At 37.3% G+C, this 23,135-nt stretch carries 15 protein-coding genes and 1 riboswitch; of the genes, 14 read left to right on the forward strand and 1 reads right to left on the reverse strand.

Translation table 11 applies throughout. From position 1 onward, the window contains the following. The first annotated feature begins 134 nt into the window (after positions 1-134). The 5 genes from FG390_RS07095 (at position 135) to FG390_RS07115 (ending at position 8,668) form a co-directional block, all read left to right on the forward strand. Positions 135-896, forward strand: coding sequence for a MerR family transcriptional regulator (locus tag FG390_RS07095; RefSeq protein ID WP_141190342.1), 762 nt, complete (start codon positions 135-137; stop codon positions 894-896). Positions 897-1,421: 525 nt separating this feature from the next. Continuing rightward, entirely contained in the window at positions 1,422-2,132 is a 711-nt protein-coding gene (locus FG390_RS07100) for an RpnC/YadD family protein (RefSeq protein WP_141190343.1), read from the forward strand. Between the two features lie 1,188 nt (positions 2,133-3,320). After that, positions 3,321-5,309 carry a beta-glucoside-specific PTS transporter subunit IIABC gene (locus FG390_RS07105; protein ID WP_141190344.1) on the forward strand — a complete coding sequence of 663 codons (1,989 nt, stop codon included), beginning with the start codon at positions 3,321-3,323 and terminating at the stop codon, positions 5,307-5,309. Between the two features lie 1,070 nt (positions 5,310-6,379). Further along, positions 6,380-7,876, forward strand: coding sequence for an aldehyde dehydrogenase family protein (locus FG390_RS07110; RefSeq protein ID WP_141190345.1), 1,497 nt, complete (start codon positions 6,380-6,382; stop codon positions 7,874-7,876). A gap of 339 nt (positions 7,877-8,215) precedes the next feature. Then, positions 8,216-8,668: a Dps family protein gene (locus FG390_RS07115; RefSeq protein WP_141190346.1), complete on the forward strand. Its 453-nt coding sequence runs from the start codon at positions 8,216-8,218 to the stop codon at positions 8,666-8,668. Between the two features lie 72 nt (positions 8,669-8,740). Here the strand turns inward: FG390_RS07115 and FG390_RS07120 are convergent, their stop codons facing one another. Then, a complete protein-coding gene (locus tag FG390_RS07120) occupies positions 8,741-9,739 on the reverse strand; it encodes an asparaginase (protein ID WP_141190347.1) in 999 nt (332 codons plus the stop codon). 408 nt (positions 9,740-10,147) lie between these two features. Then, positions 10,148-10,249, forward strand: a riboswitch (purine riboswitch). A gap of 89 nt (positions 10,250-10,338) precedes the next feature. On the opposite strand from FG390_RS07120, the gene FG390_RS07125 reads away from it, so the two are divergent. The 9 genes from FG390_RS07125 to FG390_RS07165 all read left to right on the forward strand — a co-directional run bounded on the left by FG390_RS07125 (position 10,339) and on the right by FG390_RS07165 (position 23,014). Then, on the forward strand, positions 10,339-10,914 hold the full coding sequence (locus FG390_RS07125; RefSeq protein WP_141190348.1) for a xanthine phosphoribosyltransferase: 576 nt from the start codon (positions 10,339-10,341) through the stop codon (positions 10,912-10,914). A 148-nt stretch (positions 10,915-11,062) separates the two neighbouring features. Then, a complete protein-coding gene (locus tag FG390_RS07130; protein ID WP_373681541.1) occupies positions 11,063-12,343 on the forward strand; it encodes a nucleobase:cation symporter-2 family protein in 1,281 nt (426 codons plus the stop codon). Between the two features lie 289 nt (positions 12,344-12,632). Continuing rightward, positions 12,633-14,306 carry a PucR family transcriptional regulator gene (locus FG390_RS07135; RefSeq protein ID WP_141190350.1) on the forward strand — a complete coding sequence of 558 codons (1,674 nt, stop codon included), beginning with the start codon at positions 12,633-12,635 and terminating at the stop codon, positions 14,304-14,306. Between the two features lie 660 nt (positions 14,307-14,966). Next, positions 14,967-16,481: an NCS1 family nucleobase:cation symporter-1 gene (locus FG390_RS07140; RefSeq protein ID WP_141190351.1), complete on the forward strand. Its 1,515-nt coding sequence runs from the start codon at positions 14,967-14,969 to the stop codon at positions 16,479-16,481. An 85-nt stretch (positions 16,482-16,566) separates the two neighbouring features. Next, positions 16,567-17,925: an NAD(P)-dependent oxidoreductase gene (locus tag FG390_RS07145; RefSeq protein ID WP_141190352.1), complete on the forward strand. Its 1,359-nt coding sequence runs from the start codon at positions 16,567-16,569 to the stop codon at positions 17,923-17,925. 130 nt (positions 17,926-18,055) lie between these two features. Further along, positions 18,056-19,336: an NAD-dependent dihydropyrimidine dehydrogenase subunit PreA gene (gene preA / locus FG390_RS07150; RefSeq protein ID WP_141190353.1), complete on the forward strand. Its 1,281-nt coding sequence runs from the start codon at positions 18,056-18,058 to the stop codon at positions 19,334-19,336. Positions 19,337-19,392: 56 nt separating this feature from the next. Then, positions 19,393-20,814 carry a dihydropyrimidinase gene (hydA, locus tag FG390_RS07155; RefSeq protein ID WP_141190475.1) on the forward strand — a complete coding sequence of 474 codons (1,422 nt, stop codon included), beginning with the start codon at positions 19,393-19,395 and terminating at the stop codon, positions 20,812-20,814. Positions 20,815-20,833: 19 nt separating this feature from the next. Beyond that, positions 20,834-21,064: a hypothetical protein gene (locus tag FG390_RS07160; protein WP_141190354.1), complete on the forward strand. Its 231-nt coding sequence runs from the start codon at positions 20,834-20,836 to the stop codon at positions 21,062-21,064. Positions 21,065-21,739: 675 nt separating this feature from the next. Continuing rightward, on the forward strand, positions 21,740-23,014 hold the full coding sequence (locus FG390_RS07165; RefSeq protein ID WP_141190355.1) for an MDR family MFS transporter: 1,275 nt from the start codon (positions 21,740-21,742) through the stop codon (positions 23,012-23,014). The last annotated feature ends 121 nt before the right edge of the window (positions 23,015-23,135 follow it).

The following is a 23,135-nucleotide window of genomic DNA, read 5'->3' on the forward strand; positions in this document are numbered from 1 at the left end:
CGAAAAAGAAGTGGAACGTTTTGCAAAATGCAATCTGCATTGAAAAAACATCCTTTTTTCTGATCTTTTTCAGGTAACCCCTTGAGCTTTACGTTACGTCAAGGTGTAAGATGAGTTTTGTCAGGAGGGGTGATATGGAATACACGGTTCAAAAGTTAGCTCAATTGGCAGGTGTTAGCGGGAGAACACTTAGATATTACGATGAAATTGATCTTTTAAAGCCGGCAAGAGTGAATTCGTCAGGATATCGGATTTATGGTCAAGAAGAGGTTAATAAGCTGCAGCATATTCTCTTCTACCGTGAACTTGGCTTGGGCTTAGAAACAATACAAAAGCTGATATCGACACCAGACTTTAATCGTTATGAAACATTAAAGGAACATCACACTCAGCTTCTAAGGAAAAGAGCTCATCTTGACAAACTTATTGAAAATGTGGAAAAAACCATGGATTCAGAGAAAGGGCGGATAACGATGACAGATAAAGAAAAGTTCGAAGGTTTTAAAGATAAAATGATAGAAGAAAATGAAAAGAAGTACGGAGAGGAAATTCGCGAAAAATATGGCGCAGATATAATCAACCGTTCGAATCAGAAATTAAAAGGCATGAGTCAAGAAGAATATCAAAAGGTTGAAAGCTTAAGTCAGGCTATATTAACAAAGTTAGAAAAAGCGATTGAGACAGGTGATCCAGCAAGTGATGAAGCACAAGAAATAGCAGAAATGCATAAACAATGGCTGATGTATTGGTGGCACGCCTACTCGAAGGAAGCTCATGCAGGTCTTGCCCAAATGTATGTCGACGATGATCGTTTTATGAAATACTATGATACCAAATGTGGAAAAGGTGCGGCCGAATTCTTAAGAGATGCAATAGTCATTTATACAAGAAAATAATGTAAGTAAATAAAGGAGGTGCCTGAATAAATTAAGACGTTCTCTTTTGGAGTGCAAAATCTGTAATATCATAGTGAATCACATATAAAAAAGCAGGGGAATTCGTATGAATTCCCCCTGCTTTACATCCATCATTTATTTTTGATATTTGTGTATCCAGAGATTAACTGTTTATAATCCTTATTTGGATATGCGGTAGTAATCATAGTCTAAAAAACGAACTTTTTGAAATAATTCCTTTTCGTATTCATATCTCACGCTTATAATATATAGTTAATTACAAAACAGGATTGGAACTTGTCCATACAGAAACTTGTCCATACAGAAAAAGGAGGATAGACATTATCAAGTATTTAAGTGAATGGAACGGGAAGGGAAGATATGTTAAAATGGGGATAGATGTTGTATGAGGAATCATAAAATTCATCGAAATAACTATGACCTGACTTTTAAGTATATTGCAGAATGGTTTAAAGATGATTTTTTTAATGCATTGGGTATAATAAATGTAGCAAATGTAATTGAATGATCCCTACAAATATTATTTCGATTGAAACGAGTGATTTAGAAGTCGATTTTCTTTGTTTATTGGAAGATGAAACCTATTTACATTTAGAGTTTCAAACCACAACAAAAGGTGAAGACTTGGATCGATTTATGAAGTATGATGCTCTTTTGTATGATAGGTATAAGAAACCAGTACGGACAGTTATTGTATTTGGAGCAGATGTGAAAGATGCAATTGAATCAAAATCGTATGGCTCTATTTTCTACCAACCAGAGTTTATATTTCTAAGTAATCAAGATGGGGATGCATTGGTTAAAGATTTATGGATGAAGGTAGAAAATGGAGAATCTTTATCAAATGCTGATATGGGGAAATTAATTTTATTGCCTCTAATGAAGACAGAAGTAAAACGTTCGGAAAGAGTTTTGGATTCTGCTCAAATCGCAAGTAAAATTCCAGATAAAGATATGCAAACGAAGGTTCTTTCATTTATTATAACCATTTCGCATAAATTTTTATCGGAAGACGAAACCAATAAAATGTTAGAGGTGATTGAAATGACACCGTTATACGAAGAAATTACGAAAAGAAGTCAAGCAGAAGCGTTGGATAATGTATTTAAAGCAATTGAACTTCTTAGAGAGCATAAGGAAATTGATTATATAGCAGAAAAAACACATCTTCCCAAAGAGCGAATCATTTCGTTAAAAAGGCAAATACAACAATAAAAAAGATAAAAGAGGATTTGGTTAATGATTTAGGTGTTCCTTTTGAAATCACAATTTGGAAAAAATCATAGTAAATAGCATTAGAAAAAGCATGGTAAATTTCCTATTTAGTCAACCATGCTTTTTTATTTTTATCCTTTATTTAAGAAACTGTTCTTTAAGAGGTTGTTCAAAAAGTCAACAAATGATAAGTGGCGAATCTCGGCGTTGGCTTGTTTTTCCGGTCCTCATGTAGCAAAAACCTACATTCCGGTCCTCAAAACGGCGCCGCCTTGATCTTCTTGCTTCTAATTCGCTCCCTTTTTGAACACGCACTTTAACTTTTATTTAAAGTATGAAAAAGGATTTTTTTGGCATGATGAACTCTAATGGCTTTGCTATGTCGTTCAAACCTTCTGTTTTGGTATAGTCATTCACACCTATTTTAGCATAGTATTTACCAAAAAAAGAACACTTATTCCCGTTACAAAAATTCTGTTGCGATTCGGTATGCGATTTACTATGATAATTCTCTAAAAACCTTGATTAATCAATAAAAAATAGGGTACGAGAACCATTGCGATTCTGTACCCTATTTGTGTTGCTAATTCAATTTTTGTGATTCAAAAGAGAACGTCTTATGAATAAATATGGCCCTTCTTTTTTACACTTTAAGAAAGAAAAATTTAAAGTATAAAGTGTAAGTACAACTAGCATAATCTTCTTCGATTAAGCATCGAGTTGTCGCGAAGACGAAGCCGTAGTGATGCATTCTAGACCTCTGTCTGCGCCTTTAGGCCCCGCAATCGGCAAGTTTTATTTAAATAATTGTAAAAAGATAAAACCCCACAAATGGATCATACTCTGAAATAATAAATGAAAAAAGTGTGTCAAAAAGCACAAAACTCTTCCCAAACTTGAGATTTTGATATATTATTACTTTATTATGAGAACGCTTTCCTATTAGGTACATGAATAATTTAGTTCATTACGGAAATAAAGTAGGTTTTACTTAAATTCTGATTGATAAAAAATTATTTTAGTAGCTAAAAGGTAATTACAAATTTTTATGTAAACGTTCTCATAAAGAGATGTTAAAACAATAACATTTACGATATCAATGTTCTTTGCAATATGACGATTCTATGGTAAATAGTCATATAATTAGGTTATTGTAAAAAAAGTAAACGATTCACTAGGAGGTATAAGATGGCTAAGAAAGATTACACTCAGTTAGCTCAAGATATTGTCGCTAATGTCGGAGGTAAAGAAAATGTAAATTCTCTCCTTCATTGTGCAACAAGACTTCGTTTCAGACTAAAAGATCAGAGTAAAGCGAATAAAGAGGCACTAGAGGATCTGCCGAAGGTTCTCACCGCAGTAAGTGCAGGTGGACAATATCAGGTGGTTATTGGTGATGAAGTTGTACCAGTGTATGAGTCAATTATGAATCAGTACCACTTTAGTGCGGGTGGCAGTGACACAAAATCGGGTCTTGCCTCAGATGGCGGTGATGCAACTGTTGAAAAGAAGAAAGAAAATTGGTTTGAAAAATTTGTTTCTGTTTTATCTGGTATTTTTACTCCTTTTATTTCTGTTTTGGCTGGGGCAGGTGTCTTAAAAGGGGTTGCAATTTTAATTTCAAGTTTGCACTTATTACCTGAATCATCGCCCATTTATATCATTTTAAATGCACTGGCGAGTGGGGTCTTTACACTCTTGCCTATCTTCATTGCAATTACAGCTGCAGATAAATTTAATACCAATCGATTTATTGCTGTAGCATTAGCAGCGGCCATGGTTTATCCATTAACAGACAATACAATACCTAATATTGCTCATTTAGGTGACTATGGTATAAATTTTAAAACATATGGTGGTGCGGTTATTCCGACGATCCTCGCCATTTGGCTTGAAAGTTATATTGAAAGATGGTTTAAAAATCATCTACCTGCTGTCGCCCAATTGGTTTTCGTTCCATTTTTAACCTTGATTGTGGCTGGAATTCTCACTTTTGTCGTTATTGGACCGCTTGGTACAGCATTAGGTACAGGCCTTGCTTATGGTTATAGTTTCTTATATGGTTTGAGTCCATTAATTGCTGGCGCTATTCTAGGTGGGACATTCCAGATCTTCGTTATCTTTGGTTTACACTGGGGTATTTTGCCAATTTCATTAATTAATATACAAACATATGGCTTTGATACCTTGTTAGCCGTGATGTTTTGTGCGGTAGCTGGACAATTTGGTGCTGTCACGGGTGCTATCTTTAAAGCGAAAAAAGCAAAAAATAAAGAAATCGCGGCTTCAGCTGCCATAAGTGGGTTTTTCGGTATTACCGAACCGGCTTTATACGGGATTAATTTAAAATACAAAAAAGGATTTGTCTTCGGTCTCATTGGTGGAGCAGTCGGTGGTGCCATTGTTGGTACTGCAGGCGTTAAATGCTTCCAATACACACCGATCATGAATGTTTTTGAAATGCCGTTATTTATCGGTAAGAACTCAAGTATCGTATGGGCAGCCATTGCGGGAATTGTCGCTTTTCTCTTATCTTTCATTCTTGTTTTACTATTGGGCTTCAATGAAAGCAATACAGAGAAATTATTTGCCAAAGTAACCTCAGGTAAAAAGAGCTTAACGGAACAAAAAACAGCCAAACTCGAACAAAGTATGGCTTCGAAAGAGACGACGACTAGTGATTCGATTGATGAACCAGAAATTGATACGACTGGCCTATCATTAAGTGATACTATTTTCAGCCCGCTTAGTGGACAAGCTGTTCCGCTAAAATCTGTGAATGATCCAGTCTTTAGTTCAGAAGCGATGGGAAAAGGGCTTGGTATTGAACCTTCATCAAATCAAGTTGTTTCTCCGGTTGATGGAGAAATCATCGTGGCCTACCCTACTGGTCATGCCTATGGTATTAAATCAGAAAATGGCGTGGAAGTTTTGATTCATATCGGTATCAATACGGTTGAATTAAATGGAAAACATTTTGAACCTAAAGTTGAAAATGGTCAAAAAGTGCATAAAGGTGATCTGCTCGCAACATTCGATCGAGATGAAATTGCAAAAGCAGGGTATGACACAACGACCATGGTCATTGTCACCAATACAAACGAATATGAAGAGATCGTACCGGAATTAAATGGAAGAAATTCCGGAGATGAGATCTTGAAAGTTTATAAGAAATAAATAGACTGTTCTAAATAAAGGCGTTCATGGTTTAACAAATCATGGACGTCTTTTTCAATATAGAAATTATTACCAAAGGAAGTGGCTCAAATACTGAGAGTGGCTCAATCACTTAGGGAAGCGGCTCAATAACCTGCATTAACGGCGAATATTGACCCTCGCCTCAAGGTAATAGTCAAATCCAAAGGAAAGCTTCAAATGTATGATCGTTACAGTGTTTCTATTAGAGGTTGTTCAAAAAGTCACCAAATGATAAGCTACGAATCCTCGACGCCCACTTGTTTTTCCGGTCCTCATGTAGGGATATAAGAGGATCGCTGGCTAAAATCGCTCACGTCCTGTGGCGGGCCGCCTGAAGCTACCACAACGCGAGGAATGCCGGTCCAAAGAAAACTGACGCAGCTCTTATCCTCCGACGCCCAGGACGGGCTAGTACTGACGTTTCTTGCAGGATGCCAGCGTACTTAGCCAGTAACCCTTTTCATTTGCCACCTTTTTGAACACGCACTATTAGGGTGAAGGGCGAAGAAATTTTAATTTAAAGCATGCTGTTTCTTACTTTCGTCCTAATAATCCTAGATTAGATCATAATTCCACATCAGACGATTAGACAGTGTTTTGAAATTCGTAAGTATTGCGATAATAACAGTAGAACACATAAAATAAAAAAGACCGCATGTGCAGGAACACTGAACGGGCATACAATAACGTGATTCCCAAAGGGATCAGCGCACTAGAATAGGACAAAAACAACCTACCCGTTATGAGCTGCGAACTCAAGGGTGGTTATTTTTTTGGGTTTTTGTCTGAAATAATCACAACGATCAACGCCCTAAAAGAAATCATAATCGTCAAGGTCTCCAACTGTCATGGGTATAGAGTATTTTATAAGGAAGTGATGAATGTCATGATCAATTTGACGAAAACGTATGTCTAAGCATTTACGTTTCCAATAAAAAAAAATTTATAAAAATTAAAGCGTTTTCATTTCTATTTTTCATTTTAAGTACTACAATATATATGTAGTCAATTTTTCTAAATAAATACAATCATGAAGGGAAGGTTTTACAATGAGCAGTCTTATCGATACAATTGAAAATGCGGTTGATACGGAGTATAAACTTTACATTAACGGCAAATGGCTTGAAGGTTCAGAAGGTAAAAAATTAGCCAGCTACAATCCTAGTACAGGTGAAAAACTTTCTGAATTTGTCGATGCAAGTCATGCTGATGTTGACGCGGCTGTGGAAGCAGCGACAAAAGCATTCCAATCTTGGAAAAAAGTTAGTGTTCAAGAAAAAAGCCGTCTCCTTCTTAAAATTGCAGACTTGATCGATGAAAATGCAGAACACTTGGCATTGGTAGAAACATTAGACAACGGGAAATCAATTCGAGAAACATTGAATGTGGATGTTCCTTGTAGCAGTGACCATTTCCGCTATTTTGCAGGTGTTATTCGATCTGAAGAAGGCACTGCAAAAGATCTTGATGATGAAACATTGACTCTCACATTAAAAGAACCTCTTGGAGTCGTTGGACAAATCGTTCCTTGGAACTTTCCTTTGCTTATGGCAGCTTGGAAAATAGCTCCTGCTATCGCTGCTGGTAATACGGTTGTTATCCATCCATCTTCAGCTACGTCACTCAGTATTTTGGAATTAGCGAAACTTTTAGATCAAGTTCTTCCGGCTGGAGTTGTAAACGTTATCACAGGTCGTGGTTCTGATTCTGGTGATTACATGTTGAAACATGAAGGATTTAGTAAACTAGCATTTACAGGATCAACAGCCATTGGTCGTGAAGTAGGTATTGAAGCGGCTAAACGCATTATCCCTTCAACCTTGGAACTTGGTGGTAAATCAGCAAACATCTTTTTCGATGATGCTCCATGGGAGAGAGCGATCGAAGGAGCTCAATTAGGTATTTTGTTTAACCAAGGCCAAGTTTGTTGTGCAGGATCACGAATCTTCGTTCAAGAAGGTATTTATGATAAGTTTATAAGCGAACTAAAACAAGCTTTCCAAAAAGTTAAAGTGGGTCTCCCTTGGGAAGACGGTGTACAAATGGGAGCTCAAGTAAACAAACGACAACTTGAGAAAATTTTGGAATACGTCACCATTGGCCAAGAAGAAGGGGCAACCCTCGTGACGGGTGGCTGTCAATTGAAAACAAAAGACTTGGCAAACGGCGTATTTATGGAACCTACCATTCTAGCAGATGCGACAAATGACATGCGCATTGCTCAAGAAGAAATCTTTGGTCCAGTGGCTACGGTCATTAAATTCAAAACAGAAGAAGAAGTCATCAAGTTAGCCAATGATTCAGAGTACGGATTAGGCGGGGCGGTTTGGTCACGCGACATCAATACAGCCCTTCGCGTAGCACGTGCGGTTGAAACAGGACGTATGTGGGTAAATACGTATAACCAACTGCCAGCTGGTGTTCCTTTTGGTGGATATAAAAAATCTGGTATAGGTCGTGAAACATATAAAAGTGTTCTAGACGCCTATACACAAACGAAAAGTATTTACATTAGTTTAAAAGAAGAAAAAGAAGGTCTATATTAAAGTTCATATAACTTTATATTAAAATAACCAACTGTGCGTCAAAGTGATTCCATGACTTTGATTGCACAGTTTTTATTTTGACTCTATCAAAAATAGTGTTTATCAACATAATTTATCATCAAAATCCTATGTTTATTATCATTTATAAGTTTTAATTGATAATATTTAATCAGCATAAAAACAAAGATTTAAAAAATCAGTGATATATGTCATGATTATTTTAAGGTTAAAAAAGTTAAATTATAATTATTATAAAATAATACTTGATTTAATCTAAAAAACAAGTATAATTGTAAGTGGAGATAAGATACTATTTTGAACGATAAAGGAGAGATTATTATGGCAACAACACAAACGGTGGGTATTAAAGAATTATTGAACAAACAAGTAGCTAACTTCGGTGTGCTTTATATCAAATTGCATCAATTTCATTGGTATGTAAAAGGACCACAATTCTTCACATTACATACAAAATTTGAAGAATTATATGATGAGGCGGCAGCGACATTTGATGACTTAGCCGAACGTCTCTTAACGATAGGAGGTTCACCATATTCCACACTAAAAGAATATCTTGAACATGCTAGCTTGCAAGAATCAACAGATGTCAATCGTAAGGCAGATGATTTTGTAAAGGAAATCATCAATGATTACACTTTACTAAGTAAAGAACTTGGAGAGTCGATTAACCATGCTGCAGAAGCTGGGGATGATGTCACTCAAGATTTATTTATTGGTCTTAAAGGCAACCTAGAGAAACATGTCTGGATGCTTCAAGCTTATCTTGGATAAAAATAATTGATCAATGATAACCAATCGAAAAAACCTAGTACAATAATAACATGTACTAGGTTTTTAACCATTTTACCCTTCCCAATCTGGAGAAAGATCCCAACATATTGGTTTTTCTATGATTTCCTTCACTTTTTTAAAATCATCTGTTTGCCCAAGTGTCCACATGAGTTTAGGAACACTCGCCTCTGTATTCATATCCCCAGAAACAAGAATATTATAATTTGTGACTTTTCTTCCAACTTCATATAAGTAAATATCTTGGCCTTCCTCAAGACACTGTGTCGAAATTAAAACGACAATGCCTGCTTCAGTTAATTCTTTTATCTTAGGAAGAAGGTTTCGGCCTTCAAAAGGCACTCCTCCATTACCAAAGCTTTCGATGATGACTCCTTTATAATGTTCTTTTATAAAATCAAAAATGTTTGGATTCATTCCAGGGAAAAGTTTGAGTACAAATATGTCTGTACATAGATTTGTTTCGGGATGAAAAGCTTCTTTTGACTTTTCGGGAGTCCAATAGTATTTAATGGATGAGCCATCAATTGTGGCAACATAAGGATGATTAATACTTTCAAAAGCATCATAGCTTTTCGTTCTCATTTTCACTGCCCGTGTACCGATAATGACACGGCCATCGAAGACAACAAAGACACCACCGATATTTTCCTGTGAAAAACGAAGAGCGTCCTGAACGTTCTTCTTGGCATCTGTCTTCTTAAAACTAATCGGCACCTGTGAACCAGTCAATATGACGGGTTTATCTAATCCTTGAAGCATATAAGACAAGGCGGCTGCTGTAAAGGCTAGCGTATCTGTTCCGTGCGTCACAATGAAACTATCAAACTCGTTATAATGCTTACTGATAGCATCAGCGATTTGTATCCAGTTTTCTGGCTGCATATTTGTACTATCTCGGTTCATTAGAATTTGACATGTTACATCAAGGGGAGATTGATCATATTGAAAGTAATGAAGAAGTTCTTCTGCCGATAACCCGGGAACTAGACCATCATCACTTGTGACAGAAGCTATCGTACCACCTGTAGCTAGTAAAAGAATTTTTTTCATGATTAACCTCATTTCGTTGTTTGCAAACTGTATATTTATTTCGTTAATTATACGCTTATTAGTGCGTGTTCAAAAAGGTGGCAAATTAGAAGCAAGAAGATCAAGGCGGCGCTGTTTTGAGGACCGGAATGTAGGTTTTTGCTACATGAGGACTGGAAAAACAAGCGGGCGCCGAGATTCGTAGCTTATCATTTGGTGACTTTTTGAACAACCTCTATTATTTAAAAGTGATCCATTATCGTTCGCGTATTGAGGAATGTGATGAATTTGTTGCCAATTCTAGCAAAAAGAGAAATAAAAAAGAAATTGAGAGGATTTCATAAGTCTATTTTTTCGATTTATTTATTTGTAAATATTTCATATTGGCTCATTACTAGTTTTATATTATACTTAGTTTGTTAACAATTGTAAAAAAATTAATAGCCTACTCGTATAATCGCAGGGATATGGCCTGCAAGTTTCTACCGAATGACCAAAAAACATTCGACTACGAGTGAGATTGCATATATATATGCGTTATCATGGACGAACACTCTCACTCTAGAATGAGAGTGTTTTTGTGTTTGTATGTATCTTTAAGAGAGAGGATTTTTTATCTTATGGAATTACTAGAACAGCGAATTAAAGAAGAAGGCATCATCATTGATGGGCACGTTTTGAAAGTTGATCGATTTCTTAACCATCAAATTGATCCAATATTAATGGATGCGATCGGTGAGGCATTTACTGAACGATTTAAAGAAGCGGGGATAACAAAGATCGTGACTCTTGAATCATCTGGTATTGCACCAGCCGTCATGGCTGGACTTAAACTGGGTGTTCCTGTTATCTTTGCTCGGAAGAAACCTTCGTTAACACTCGGAAAAGGATCTTATACGGCTGTCGTCCGTTCTTATACAAAGGAAGAAACAAATAAGATCTACCTGTCGGCTGATTTCATCAACGCAAATGATCGCATTCTTATTATTGATGACTTCTTAGCCAAGGGTGAAGCTGTTATGGGTCTCATCGATCTCGTTAAACAAGCGGATGCCACGATTTCTGGGATCGGCATTGTGATCGAAAAATCGTTTCAAGATGGAAGAAAACGACTCGATCAACTTGGTTATCCTATTTATTCTCTTGCACGAATTGCATCTTTAAGCGAGACGGGAGTCGAATTTTTACAAGAATAAGAAGGAAAAAGAACTTTGCATTAATCAACAAGTTCCGCTTTATTAACAACCTTAGATATTACAAAACTATGAAATGAGGTTTTTAAAAGTGCAAGGAAAACAAACAGTAGGTAAAACACTGTCACTTGGTATACAGCATGTTCTTGCGATGTATGCGGGAGCCGTACTTATTCCGTTAATTGTTGGCGCTGCGATGGGGATGGATCAGAAACACTTGGCTTATCTTGTCTCGATTGATTTAGCGGCAAGTGGTATTGCGACATTATTACAAGTCTGGAAAACTCGCTATTTTGGAATTGGATTACCCATTGTCTTGGGATGTACTTTCACAGCCGTTGCCCCGATGATTTCGATTGGAAAACACTATGGCATGGCTGGGATTTGTGGAGCTATTATTGTATCGGGTCTCATTGTTCTTATTATTGCTCCGTTCTTTAGTCAAGTTGTTAAAATATTTCCACCCGTTGTTATGGGGACGGTTGTTACCGTCATCGGCGTAACACTCATTCCAGTCGCTATTAATAATATGGGCGGGGGACAAGGATCACCCGAATTTGGAAGTGTAAAAAATCTAATTTTATCTTTTGGTGTTTTAGCAATTATTATTATTCTTAATCGACTATTCACTGGATTTATGCGTTCCATTTCTATTTTATTGGGGATCATTATTGGAACCGTTGCTGCAGCGTTTATGGGTATGGTTGATTTGAATTCTGTCGGACAAGCCCAGTGGATTCAAGGGTTGAAACCATTTGGTTTCGGTTATCCAACCTTTCATGTGGATGCCATTATTACCATGACGATTGTGGCCATTGTTAGTTTAATTGAATCAACCGGTGTTTTCTTTGCGCTAAGTGAAATTTGCGAGGAACCTATTGATAAAAAAGCTTTATCGAGAGGGTACCGTTCCGAAGGCTTAGCCGTTGTTGTTGGTGGTCTGTTCAATGCATTCCCATATACGACATTCTCTCAAAACGTAGGACTCGTTCAAATGACAAAAGTTAAATCAAGACGCGTCATTTACGTTTGTGGTTTTATTCTGATCATTTTAGGATTTATTCCTAAAATTAGTGCCTTAACCATCTTAATTCCAAGTGCAGTTATTGGCGGGGCTATGATTGCCATGTTTGGTATGGTTGTGGCTTCTGGTGTTCGTATGCTAAGTAAAGTCGATTTTACAAAAAATGAAAACTTGCTTATTATTGCATGTTCTATTGGAATCGGCCTTGGGGTAACCGTTCAACCTGCGCTATTTGCAAAATTACCAGTAATGATTCAAATCATTACAAATAACGGTATTATCGCAGGAAGTTTAACAGCTGTTATTTTAAACATTGTCTTTAATGTTCTTGGGCAAAAAAAATCAATTGAAGAAATTGATAGACCAAATGAAAAAGTGGCAGTTTCATTAGAGGCTAATCAGAAATAAGAGTTTGTAATTTGTCATAAAAAAATAAATTTTAACCATTAATTAATCTACCACAGCTTTTATAAGCTGTGGTTTTGTGTGTTATATGAATATAGACAAACGTATATATATGACATAAAATTGGGATAAGAGTGTTAAATATATTGCAAATATTCTATAATTTTATTAATATAAAGTTTATTATTTAATGACAATTAGACAAAATGTTAAATCATTCAGCAGAAGTCTATAAAAATGAGATGGGTTCTTTTACCAAAGTAAATAAAAATCGTAAAGGGACGGTGCGATAATGAACGTGGATGTGAATTTAACGGTTAAAGCTGCACTAAATAGACCTTGTTTTTCTAAGGCAAAGTTAGTGACGAGTAAAAATGGTTTATATCGCCGGATTCGATGGGCACATGTCCTTGAAACTCTTGATATGGATCAACTCATTAACGGCGAAGAATTGATTTTGACAACGGGTGTTGGTTTAAATAAGGATTCAGAACGATTAGATTTTTTGCGAACGCTCATTCAACATGGGGCAAGCTGTCTGTGTATAGAATTGGGTCCTTCATTTCCACGTGTGTCTGAAGATCTAATTTCTATTGCCCTTGAACATGATTTTCCCATTATTGTTTTTGAAGAAAGAGTCAAATTTATCGAAATTACACAGGATTTGCATACTTTTTTAATCAATACGCATTATCGTACGTTGCAACAACTTGAATTAATCTCAAAAGAATTCCACCAACTCACCCTTTCTTCTACCACAGGTCTTTACAATATATTAAAATTGCTTCAAAAACAGTTGAATCATCAGATTTTTTATCTTCCATATGAAGGAAGAGAGACAAGTATTCCACTACTTAAACAAAGCGTTTGTCAGAAGATGACCGAGCAGATTGGAAAGCAAATCGCTGTATCCACGAATAGGCAAAAATTAAAACGTGGTGAGCCTATTATATGGAGTGAAGATAAGAATACGTTTGTTTTACAAGCTATAGTAGCGATGGGACAAACATGGGCTTATCTTTGCATGAATGTAGGTCATCAGAAACCCTCTGAGTTTGATACTTTAGTGATGGGACGAGCTGTTTTATGTATTGCTCAAGAGAATATTCGGATTAAATATGTCGAAGAAAAACAGATGCACCATGAACAATTGTGGATAAAAGATTTAATTCATGAGCGGCCGATTGATCAAAAACAAATGAAAGCAAGACTTGGGTTAGACATAAAAGGGTGTGTTCGCTTTCGCGTCTGTGTGATTGAGATGGTCGATCTTAAAAAAGGAAAAGTCATGGAGGAAGAAGAATCACTTCGTATTTACATATCCTTATTAACACGAACGATATTTGAAGAAAATGGTTTTCAACTGCTCATAACAACAGAAAATAACCAGATCATTGCTATTGTGATGACAAAGGATTCCAATAGTGATCTTAAACACCATCTAAAGAATACTCTAGATCAGATAAAAGAACGATTTTTACACAAGCGAAGAGATAAAACAACTCTTATTATTGGTATTGGAAGAGAAAGACATCAATTATTAGATAGTCATCTTGGATTTAAGGAATCACAGATTGTTATTAATATGGAAAAACTCAAGTTAAGAGAGGAGACACTAGAACATTCTTATTTCTACGATGACATTGGAGTCGCTAGATTACTATTTATGATGCAAGGCGAACATAAAATGGATAGTTTTATTAACGACTACATAGGAGCTATCCTTGCTTATGATGAAGAAAAGGGTTCTAATCTTCTGCAAACATTAAAAGTTTACTTAGACTGTGGAGGTTCAAAACAAGAAGCGGCTAAGCGACTCTATGTTGTAAGACAAACGCTCTATCATCGTCTTCAGAAGATTGAAGAATTACTTGGAGGAGACTTTATGAATACGGAGAGACGATTATCGATTGAATTCGCCATTCGAGCTCATCTTTTATCTCAGGTTATGGCACGAATAAATTGAAAGATGAAAACAGCGTAGAATTGATGGTTCTATGCTGTCTCTTTTTTTACTTAGACATATGACCATAATCATGAAGTTAGAGTAATAATTAATAAATTCTAAATATTATAATTAAACAAAACATAAAATGAATTAAGATAAAAACTTACATTTTGTAAAATGCTATTCCGATACTCATGTTATAAAATGTAACGTACAAGAAACAAAATATAATGGAAAGGTGGATTTTTAGTTTATATTTGATAATAATTTAGAATAAAGTAAGAAAATATGACATGTATTTATGCCGAATGATGAACAAATGGCAAATCTTCGGAACACTTAAAGTGCGTGTTCAAATTACTGGCTAAGTACGCTGGCATCCTGCAAGAAACGCCAGTACTAGCCCGTACTGGGCGTCTTCGGAGGCTAAGAGCGGCGTCAGTTCCTTAGGACCTGCATTCCTCGCGTTGTGGTAGCTTCATGCGCCAGCCACAGGACGTGAGCGATTTTTAGCCAGAGATCCTCTTGTATCCACTACATGAGGACCGGAAAAAACAAGCGGGCGCCGAGGATTCGTAGCTTATCATTTGGTGACTTTTTAAAGCAACCTCTTAAAAGGATTTAAGTTTAGGTGGCACTATTATTAAACAATGTGAATTGGAGAAGGAGGTTCTGAGTATGAAAACACAAATTGAAGAAAATGGGATTGTAACGTTAACCAACCAAGCTGCAGCCCAGTTGGAATCCAGTCATATGTGGAATGAAGACTTGAGACCAACAACGATAAAAGAACATTCTTGGTCAGGCATGAACTTTTCAACACTTTGGATTGGAATGTGTTTGTGTATTCCTTCTTATACGATGGCGAGCGGCATGATTTCACTAGGTATGAACTGGTGGCAAGCCATTTTAACCATTTTTCTTGGTAATATTATTGTTCTTATTCCTATTTTATTAAACTCTCATGCAGGAACTAAGTTTGGTATTCCTTATCCCGTATTTGCAAGAATGTGGTTTGGTTCCAAAGGGGCCCATATTCCAACCATGGCGCGCGCTATTGTTTCCGCTGGATGGTTTGGTATTAATACATGGATTGGAACAACGGCGATAGATACGTTACTTTCTTCATCAATGAAGGCCTGGGGAAATGTACCAGGACATACAGCTATTGTTTTTGCTTTTTTCTGGTTACTTAATATAGCTATTGGCTACAGAGGCCCAGAAGCCATTAAAGTTCTTGGAATTATCGCAAGCCCGATTGTTGGAATATCAGCTATCATTCTTTTTATATGGGCGACGACTCATGTTAGTGGTGGTTTCGGACCCATTGTTACCGAGCCAAGTAAATTTCATAGTGCAGGGGAATTCCTTAAAATTTTCTTCCCATCATTAACTGGCGTTATTGCTTTTTGGGCAACGCTTGCCTTAAATATTCCCGATTTTGCTCGTCAAGCTAAAAGCCAAAAATCACAAATGATTGGACAAACTGTTGCTCTACCTTTGACCATGACGGTGTTCTCTTTTATCAGTATTTTCGTAACTTCAGCGACTGTCGTTATTTTCGGTGAAGCTCTATGGGATCCTGTGACTTTATTAGCTAAATTCCCACCATTTGTGATTCTGTTAGGAACAATCATTATTGTTATTGCGTCAGTGACGATCAACGTAGGTGCTAACTTAGTAGCGCCAGCACGGGCGGCTGAAAATATTTATCCTCGTCGCATTACTTTTGGTATCGGTGTGATTATTACTGGGCTATTTGCCATCTTGATGCAACCTTGGTACATCATGTCTAATTTTGGTAACTACATCTTTGGTTGGTTAGGTGTCTATGGTGCTTTGCTTGGACCTATTGATGGTATTGCTATAGCTGATTATTGGATCGTAAGACGCAGACATATAGCTCTTCAAGAGTTGTACCAACCAAATGGACGGTACAATTATTCTTCAGGATTTAACAAGAATAGTATTATTGCTTTAGTTGTTGGCATATTAATCCCTGTTATAGGTTATTTCACGCCTGGATTACGCTTCCTATGGGATAATGCATGGACCTTTGGTTTATTCATTGCCATTGCCCTCTACACGTATCTCATGCGAAACGATAGTAGTTTATTGAAACCAGGAGAGTACGAGTCTATCACGATGTTTGCAGATCCAAAGAATAAAGATGAAAGTGCAGCTACTCTTTAATTAAGTATAGTCTAATCAAAAGGTGGTGGCTGCTTATCCACCACCTCTTTAAAACAATTCATTTCAGTTAGTGGGAGGAGATTATTTGAAAAGTGCGGAAAGCGAATTATTAACAGCTGTCGATTTAAAGCGTAACTTCTTTGAAGTAAAACAAGACATGAAACCGAAAGAAGCTATTGATGAGGCTAATCGCTGCTTATATTGCTACGATGCACCTTGTATGAATGCCTGTCCGACAGGTATTGATGTCCCTTCCTTTATTAAAAAAATGGCGTCTGGAAATTTAAAAGGCTCCGCACGTGATATCTTGGATGCAAACCCTGTTGGAGCGACCTGTTCACGTGTTTGCCCTACTAGTGAGTTATGCGAAGGCGCATGTGTGTTAAATGATGTGTCCATGCCGATACGTATTGGTGACTTACAGCGTCATGCAACAAATTGGGCAATGGACCATGATGTGGATCTTTTTGAATCAGGTGTTCCTACAAATACAAAAGTAGCCATTGTAGGTGGTGGACCAGCAGGTCTTTCTGCAGCAAGGGAGTTGAGAAGATTAGGACATGAAGTGACGATCTTTGAAGCTAAGGAAAAAGCAGGTGGTTTAGATACATATGGCATCGTATCATTTCGACTACCTCAATCTGTCTCGCTTTGGGAAGTTGAGCAGGTAGAAAAATTAGGGGTCGATATACGGACAAATTGTACGGTTGGTAAAGACATTTCTCCTGAAACATTAAAGAATGACTTTGATGCTGTTCTGATTACGGTAGGCATGGGGCAAGTTCCTAAACTAGGAATAGAGGGCGAGGATTTAACAGGTGTCTATGATGCTATTCAATTTGTTGAAAATACAAAAACGAAACCTTTAACAGAACAGTTTATAGGAAAACGTGCCATTGTGATTGGAGCAGGGAATACGGCCATCGATGCTGCTACATGTCTCATTCGTTCAGGCGCAAGTCATGTCAAGATTATCTATAGAAGAACAGAGGAAGAGATGACGGCTTATCCATTTGAATTTGAATTTGCTAAACAAGATGGAGTTGAATTTAGGTGGTTAACTCAACCAACAAAAATCATGGGAGACGAGAATGGACATGTTAAGCAATTAATGTGTGTTCAGATGGAGTTGGGTCAACCTGATGAATCTGGTAGAAGGCGACCTGTACCTGTTCAAGATTCTTCGTTTTTAATGGATGTAGATATTGTCGTTAGAGCGATCGGACAGTCAAGGCATATTGACCTTATTGAAGCATTCGGTTTAAATCATGATTCCGGTATTTTACAACTGAATGATAAAACCTACCAAACATCGAATGATCAAATTTTTGCAGCGGGTGATGTTGTATATGGTAGTACGGAGTACGGTGATGCCATGGTTGTCAGTGCTGCTGAACAAGGAAAACGTGCGGCGTATGCCATAGATAAAAAATTATCTTGTTAGGTCATTTTCTTCATTTTAGTTGTTATAGGAGGTTTTTGTATGTACAGGTCACCCTAGTCGATAAGAAAATGAAATGTTTAATCTAAAATCTTTTCAATACCTGTGCAATCTAAATAGAGGAGGCATGCTAATGGCAGATTTATCAGTTAATCTAGCAGGCATAAAGTCACCGAATCCATTCTGGTTAGCATCTGCACCGCCTACAAATTCAGGTTATCAAGTACAACGGGCTTTTGAAGCGGGTTGGGGTGGAGCTGTATGGAAAACACTAGGAGATCCTGTCATTAATGTATCATCTCGTTTTTCAGCAAGTACCTTTAATGGTCAAAAAGTGGCCGGTTTTAATAATATTGAATTGATTACGGATCGACCGCTCGAAGTGAACTTAGAAGAAATCTATGAAACGAAGAAGAAGTTTCCCAATCATGCGATTGTTGCCTCTTTAATGGTTGAACCAAAACAAGAAAAATGGCACGAAATAGTGAAAAAGGTCGAAGCCATAGGAGTAGATGGTTTAGAACTTAACTTTGGTTGTCCTCATGGAATGGCTGAAAGAGGCATGGGTTCAGCATCTGGTCAAGTTCCAGAACTTGTTGAGAAACAAACCTATTGGGTGAAAGAAGTGGCGGAGACGCCTGTTATTGTGAAATTAACGCCAAATATAACGGACGTCACCGCAACGGCTTATGCAGCAGTGCAGGGCGGAGCTGACTCTATCAGTCTCATTAATACGATTAATAGTTTAATGGGAGTTGATATCCACTCTTGGAATACCATCCCACATGTCAGTGGAAAAGGGACACATGGCGGATATTGCGGCCCAGCAGTGAAACCCATTGCATTAAATATGGTTGCTGAATGTGCTCGGCATCCAGAAATAAACATTCCGATATCTGGAATTGGTGGTATATCGAATTGGCAAGATGCCGTAGAGTTCATGTTAATGGGTTCGACAAACGTACAAGTTTGTACAGCAGCGATGCATCATGGATTTCGAATTGTTGAAGATATGATTGATGGATTAAACAATTATTTAGATGAAAAAGGTTTAGCGCGAGCGATGGATCTAATAGGTCAAACAGTTAGTAAGTATCAAAACTGGGGTGATCTCGATTTAAATTACAAAGTCGCTGCTCGTATCAATCCTGAGAAGTGTATTAACTGCAACAAGTGCTATATTTCCTGTGAGGATACGTCGCATCAGTGTATTGACCGACTCATTGATGCGAATGGAAAAAGTTATTTGAAGGTACGCGAAGATGATTGTGTTGGATGTAATCTTTGTTCTATCGTCTGTCCGGTTGATGGAGCCATTGATATGATTGAATATCCGAGTGAAGTCGCAATGACTTGGAATGAGCGTCAAAGCCTATTAGGGAAAATGACCATTGGAGAAGAAACAGTGAGTTAAGGATCTGAATCTGCGATTAATTTTAAGATAAATATATAAATTAGGAGGGCAAGATGATGAGAAAATTAATCACGAATGGAACTATTGTGACAGCCACAGACAAATTTGAAGCGGACATTTTAATTGAAGATGAAAAAATCGTTCAAATCGGATACGACCTTAATAGTGATGGGGCGGAAGTCATTGATGCAACAGGAATGTATGTCTTTCCAGGAGGCGTAGATCCACATACACACCTCGATATGCCTTTCAATAACACGGTGACGGATGATGATTTTGAAACTGGAACAATTGCAGCGGCCTATGGCGGCACAACGTCTATTGTTGATTTTTGTCTATCAACTCCAGATAAAACATTAAAAGAAGCCGTCCAAACGTGGCATGAGAAAGCCGATGATAAAGCGGTTATTGATTATGGTTTTCACTTAATGATCAATGATGCGAATGATGCCGTATTAGAAGAACTTCCGCAAATTATCGACTCTGAAGGTATTACATCATTGAAGATCTTCCTTGCATATAAAAAAGAATTTCAAGCCGATGATAAAACACTTTTTAAAACCTTTGTTACAGCAAAAGAAAGTGGAGCCCTCGTCATGGTCCACTGTGAGAATGGAGATGTTATCGATTATCTAGTTACCAAGGCTCTTGCTGAAGGTCATACAGAGCCGATCTATCATGCGTTAACTCGTCCGCCACAAGCCGAAGGAGAAGCAACGGGACGCGCCATTGAACTTTGTGCTATGGCTGATGCTCAATTATATGTTGTTCACGTCACGTGTGCCGAAGCAGCAAACAAAATTGCTGAAGCCCGGGCTAAAGGTTATAAAGTTTGGGGTGAAACATGTCCGCAATATTTGCTCCTTGATCAAACCGACCTCGAAAAACCTGATTTTGAAGGGGCAAAATATGTTTGGTCCCCGCCCCTACGTGAAAAATGGAACCAAGATGTCCTTTGGAATGCCCTTAAAGCTGGCCAATTGCAAACACTCGGTTCCGATCAATGTTCCTTTAATTTTAATGGAAAAAAACAACTTGGCCGAAACGACTTTTCAAAAATCCCGAATGGTGGACCATTTATAGAAGATCGCTTTAGTGTGCTTTATTCTGAAGGCGTTAAAAAAGGGCGGATTACATTAAATCAATTTGTGGATATTGTTTCAACACAAGCAGCTAAATTGTTTGGATTGTTCCCACAAAAAGGAACGATTGCTGTTGGAAGTGATGCAGATATTGTTCTTTTTGATCCTAATAAAGAAAGAGTCATTTCAGCCGAAACCCACCATATGAATGTGGATTATAGTGCTCTAGAAGGTATGAAGGTTGTCGGTGAGCCTATTTCTGTTCTTGTTCGCGGAGAATACGTGATTAAAGACAAACAATTTGTTGGTAAACAAGGGAGCGGAAAATATCTAAAACGAAAAAAATTTAATCAAGGAGAAGTCGAAATCGATACCGTTCCAACAACACTATCCTAAGATGTTGAGGTGATGTCAGTTGCATGAACATCAGTTGTTTATGAAAGAGAAAGAAAGCATTGATGATTTGGTGGATCAAGGCTACAAAATCATAGGAATTAAAGAAGATCTAAGTGGTGCACATGTTCATTTCGATTATATAGATCATGATAACCGTAGTGTGAAAACGAAAGTTTTACATGTTCTGTCTGCTGATGCCCGAAAATATTTCACAACTTTGCTTTTTGCAAAAGAAAAAAGATTTAATTAACTGAGGTTCATCCAGTGTAGACAAGCACTGGATGAATTTTTATGTTCTTCTATTGTCTTAAACAGCTAGTCACAATCTCATATAAAAAGAGTCTAATGTTATGAAAGGAAATTTGACAATATTATCTAAAAAATAATTTATTTTTACAATTTTACTTATTGTTAAATATTAGATGTTCAGATATAATATGAAAGGATGAAACTTCCATCAGTGGGGGGTTCGGCACAGGATGTGCTAGTGCAGGCGTTGCGACAGGACGTCTGGTTTTTAGCCTGCGTCATCCCCCACTGATGGAAAGCCTGAACCAATCGGACCTTTACGGGCAGTTGATCCGCCGCTTGTCTTCTTTGACTACTCAGATTCTTGAGATGGGGGTCTTTTCTAGCCGTTAAGGTGGGATAAAAATTGAATCAAAGTTCTGAGATAGGGGTTTTTGTCATGGTCATGTCAGTCGATTTAATGGTGTTAAGAGGATAAAGAAGTCAATTCGCGTATTCATTCGTGAATTTATTTTTTGATGCCTTCATCATGATCGGACGTCATGAATCCATGCTATTCGTCTAAAGACTGAAAGAGAAGTCTGTACAATGGCATGTTTATGTTGTTGTATGGGCTTTTTTATGTTTTAAAAGCCCTCTCATGATGATGAAAAGAATTTATTAGGGGGTATTTTTTATGAGATGGAAGGATTGGGATATAAATTTAAAAGTAAGGCTAATTGGTGAAGGGATTTTTAATATCTTATTTTGGATGTACTTTCCTTTTATGGCCATTTACTTTTCTGAGCATTTTGGTCAAGAGACAGCGGGTTTCCTACTTATTGCCTCACAAATTTTAAGTGTCGTTGTTGGTTTGTTTGGTGGTTATTGTGCGGATCACTTTGGGAGAAAGAAAATGATGGTTTTATCCAGCATTGGTGAAGCACTTTGCTTTGTTTTCTTTGCATATTCTAATTCACCATGGCTCACTTCACCTATCTTGACTTTCGTTAGCTTTTCTTTCCTTGGTCTATTTGGACAGTTGTATTGGCCAGCGAGTCATGCCATGATTGCGGATGTTGTGCCTGAGAAACACCGGACGTCTGTTTTTGCGGTGTTTTATACTACTGTTAATATAGCTGTTGTCATTGGTCCTATATTAGGGGGGATCTTCTTCTTTGATTATCGTTTTCCTTTTTTATGCGCGTGTTTGATTGTTAGTATTATACTTATCTTTGTACTTAATAAATATATTCATGACACAACACCGAAAAAGACTTTAATTGCAAAGGGCAAATCAGAAGACCGAAGTTTAAAGTCCGTTTTGAAACATCATTTGAAAGACTACACCATCATTTTTAAAGATAAGGTTTTTCTTTTGTTTATATTGGCAGGAATTCTTGTAGCGCAAACCTTTATGCAACTCGACTTATTAGTTGCAATCCATACCACGAGGTTTGTACCAAAACAAACACTTCTATCCATTGGAGATTGGTTGGTTTCTATTGATGGAAAGGGTGCTTTTAGTTTATTAGTATCGATTAACGGATTGTGTGTGGCGCTATTAACCATGCTTGTAACGAAATGGATGATGAAATACCAAGAGCGCTTTGTTTTTATGGCCTCTTCTTTCTGTTATGGTGTAGCAATTATTCTATTTGGATATACAGTGAATGTTTGGTTATTATTTCTCGCAGTGATGATCTTCTCATGGGCAGAACTGATGACTGTAGGTGTTCAAGACAGCTTCATCTCTCGACTAGCTCCAGAACACATGAGGGGACAATATTTTGCAGCTGCAAGTTTACGATTCTCTATTGGTCGAACAATTGCTCCGATCGCCATTCCCATGACCGTTTGGTTCGGATATACCTATACATTTATTATTCTAGGAATACTGGCTTTTCTTAGTGCCGGAATCTATGCTTTTATGTTTTCACTTTACAATAAAGTCCAACGAGTAAGTCAATAAAATCATCTAGCGTACGATCTTTTTAGAAGTTTATTTACCGGCTAATAAAGCCTCTCTAATTGAAGATTTACTTTAAAAACGGATTTCAAACCACGAACTATATCAACCCTTTGATTTCTCA

It is taken from the genome of Terrilactibacillus laevilacticus (assembly GCF_006517395.1).
Classification (GTDB): domain Bacteria; phylum Bacillota; class Bacilli; order Bacillales; family Sporolactobacillaceae; genus Terrilactibacillus; species Terrilactibacillus laevilacticus.

Bases quoted from the DNA above. Each gene is read 5' to 3' on its own strand.
- FG390_RS07110 (WP_141190345.1), top strand. From the start codon at position 6,380: ATGAGCAGTCTTATCGATACAATTGAAAATGCGGTTGATACGGAGTAT.
- hydA (WP_141190475.1), top strand. From the start codon at position 19,393: ATGAGAAAATTAATCACGAATGGAACTATTGTGACAGCCACAGACAAA.
- FG390_RS07135 (WP_141190350.1), top strand. From the start codon at position 12,633: ATGAACGTGGATGTGAATTTAACGGTTAAAGCTGCACTAAATAGACCT.
- FG390_RS07120 (WP_141190347.1), bottom strand. From the start codon at position 9,739: ATGAAAAAAATTCTTTTACTAGCTACAGGTGGTACGATAGCTTCTGTC.
- FG390_RS07165 (WP_141190355.1), top strand. From the start codon at position 21,740: ATGAGATGGAAGGATTGGGATATAAATTTAAAAGTAAGGCTAATTGGT.
- FG390_RS07095 (WP_141190342.1), top strand. From the start codon at position 135: ATGGAATACACGGTTCAAAAGTTAGCTCAATTGGCAGGTGTTAGCGGG.
- FG390_RS07130 (WP_373681541.1), top strand. From the start codon at position 11,063: ATGTATGCGGGAGCCGTACTTATTCCGTTAATTGTTGGCGCTGCGATG.
- FG390_RS07125 (WP_141190348.1), top strand. From the start codon at position 10,339: ATGGAATTACTAGAACAGCGAATTAAAGAAGAAGGCATCATCATTGAT.
- preA (WP_141190353.1), top strand. From the start codon at position 18,056: ATGGCAGATTTATCAGTTAATCTAGCAGGCATAAAGTCACCGAATCCA.
- FG390_RS07105 (WP_141190344.1), top strand. From the start codon at position 3,321: ATGGCTAAGAAAGATTACACTCAGTTAGCTCAAGATATTGTCGCTAAT.
- FG390_RS07100 (WP_141190343.1), top strand. From the start codon at position 1,422: ATGATCCCTACAAATATTATTTCGATTGAAACGAGTGATTTAGAAGTC.
- FG390_RS07140 (WP_141190351.1), top strand. From the start codon at position 14,967: ATGAAAACACAAATTGAAGAAAATGGGATTGTAACGTTAACCAACCAA.
- FG390_RS07115 (WP_141190346.1), top strand. From the start codon at position 8,216: ATGGCAACAACACAAACGGTGGGTATTAAAGAATTATTGAACAAACAA.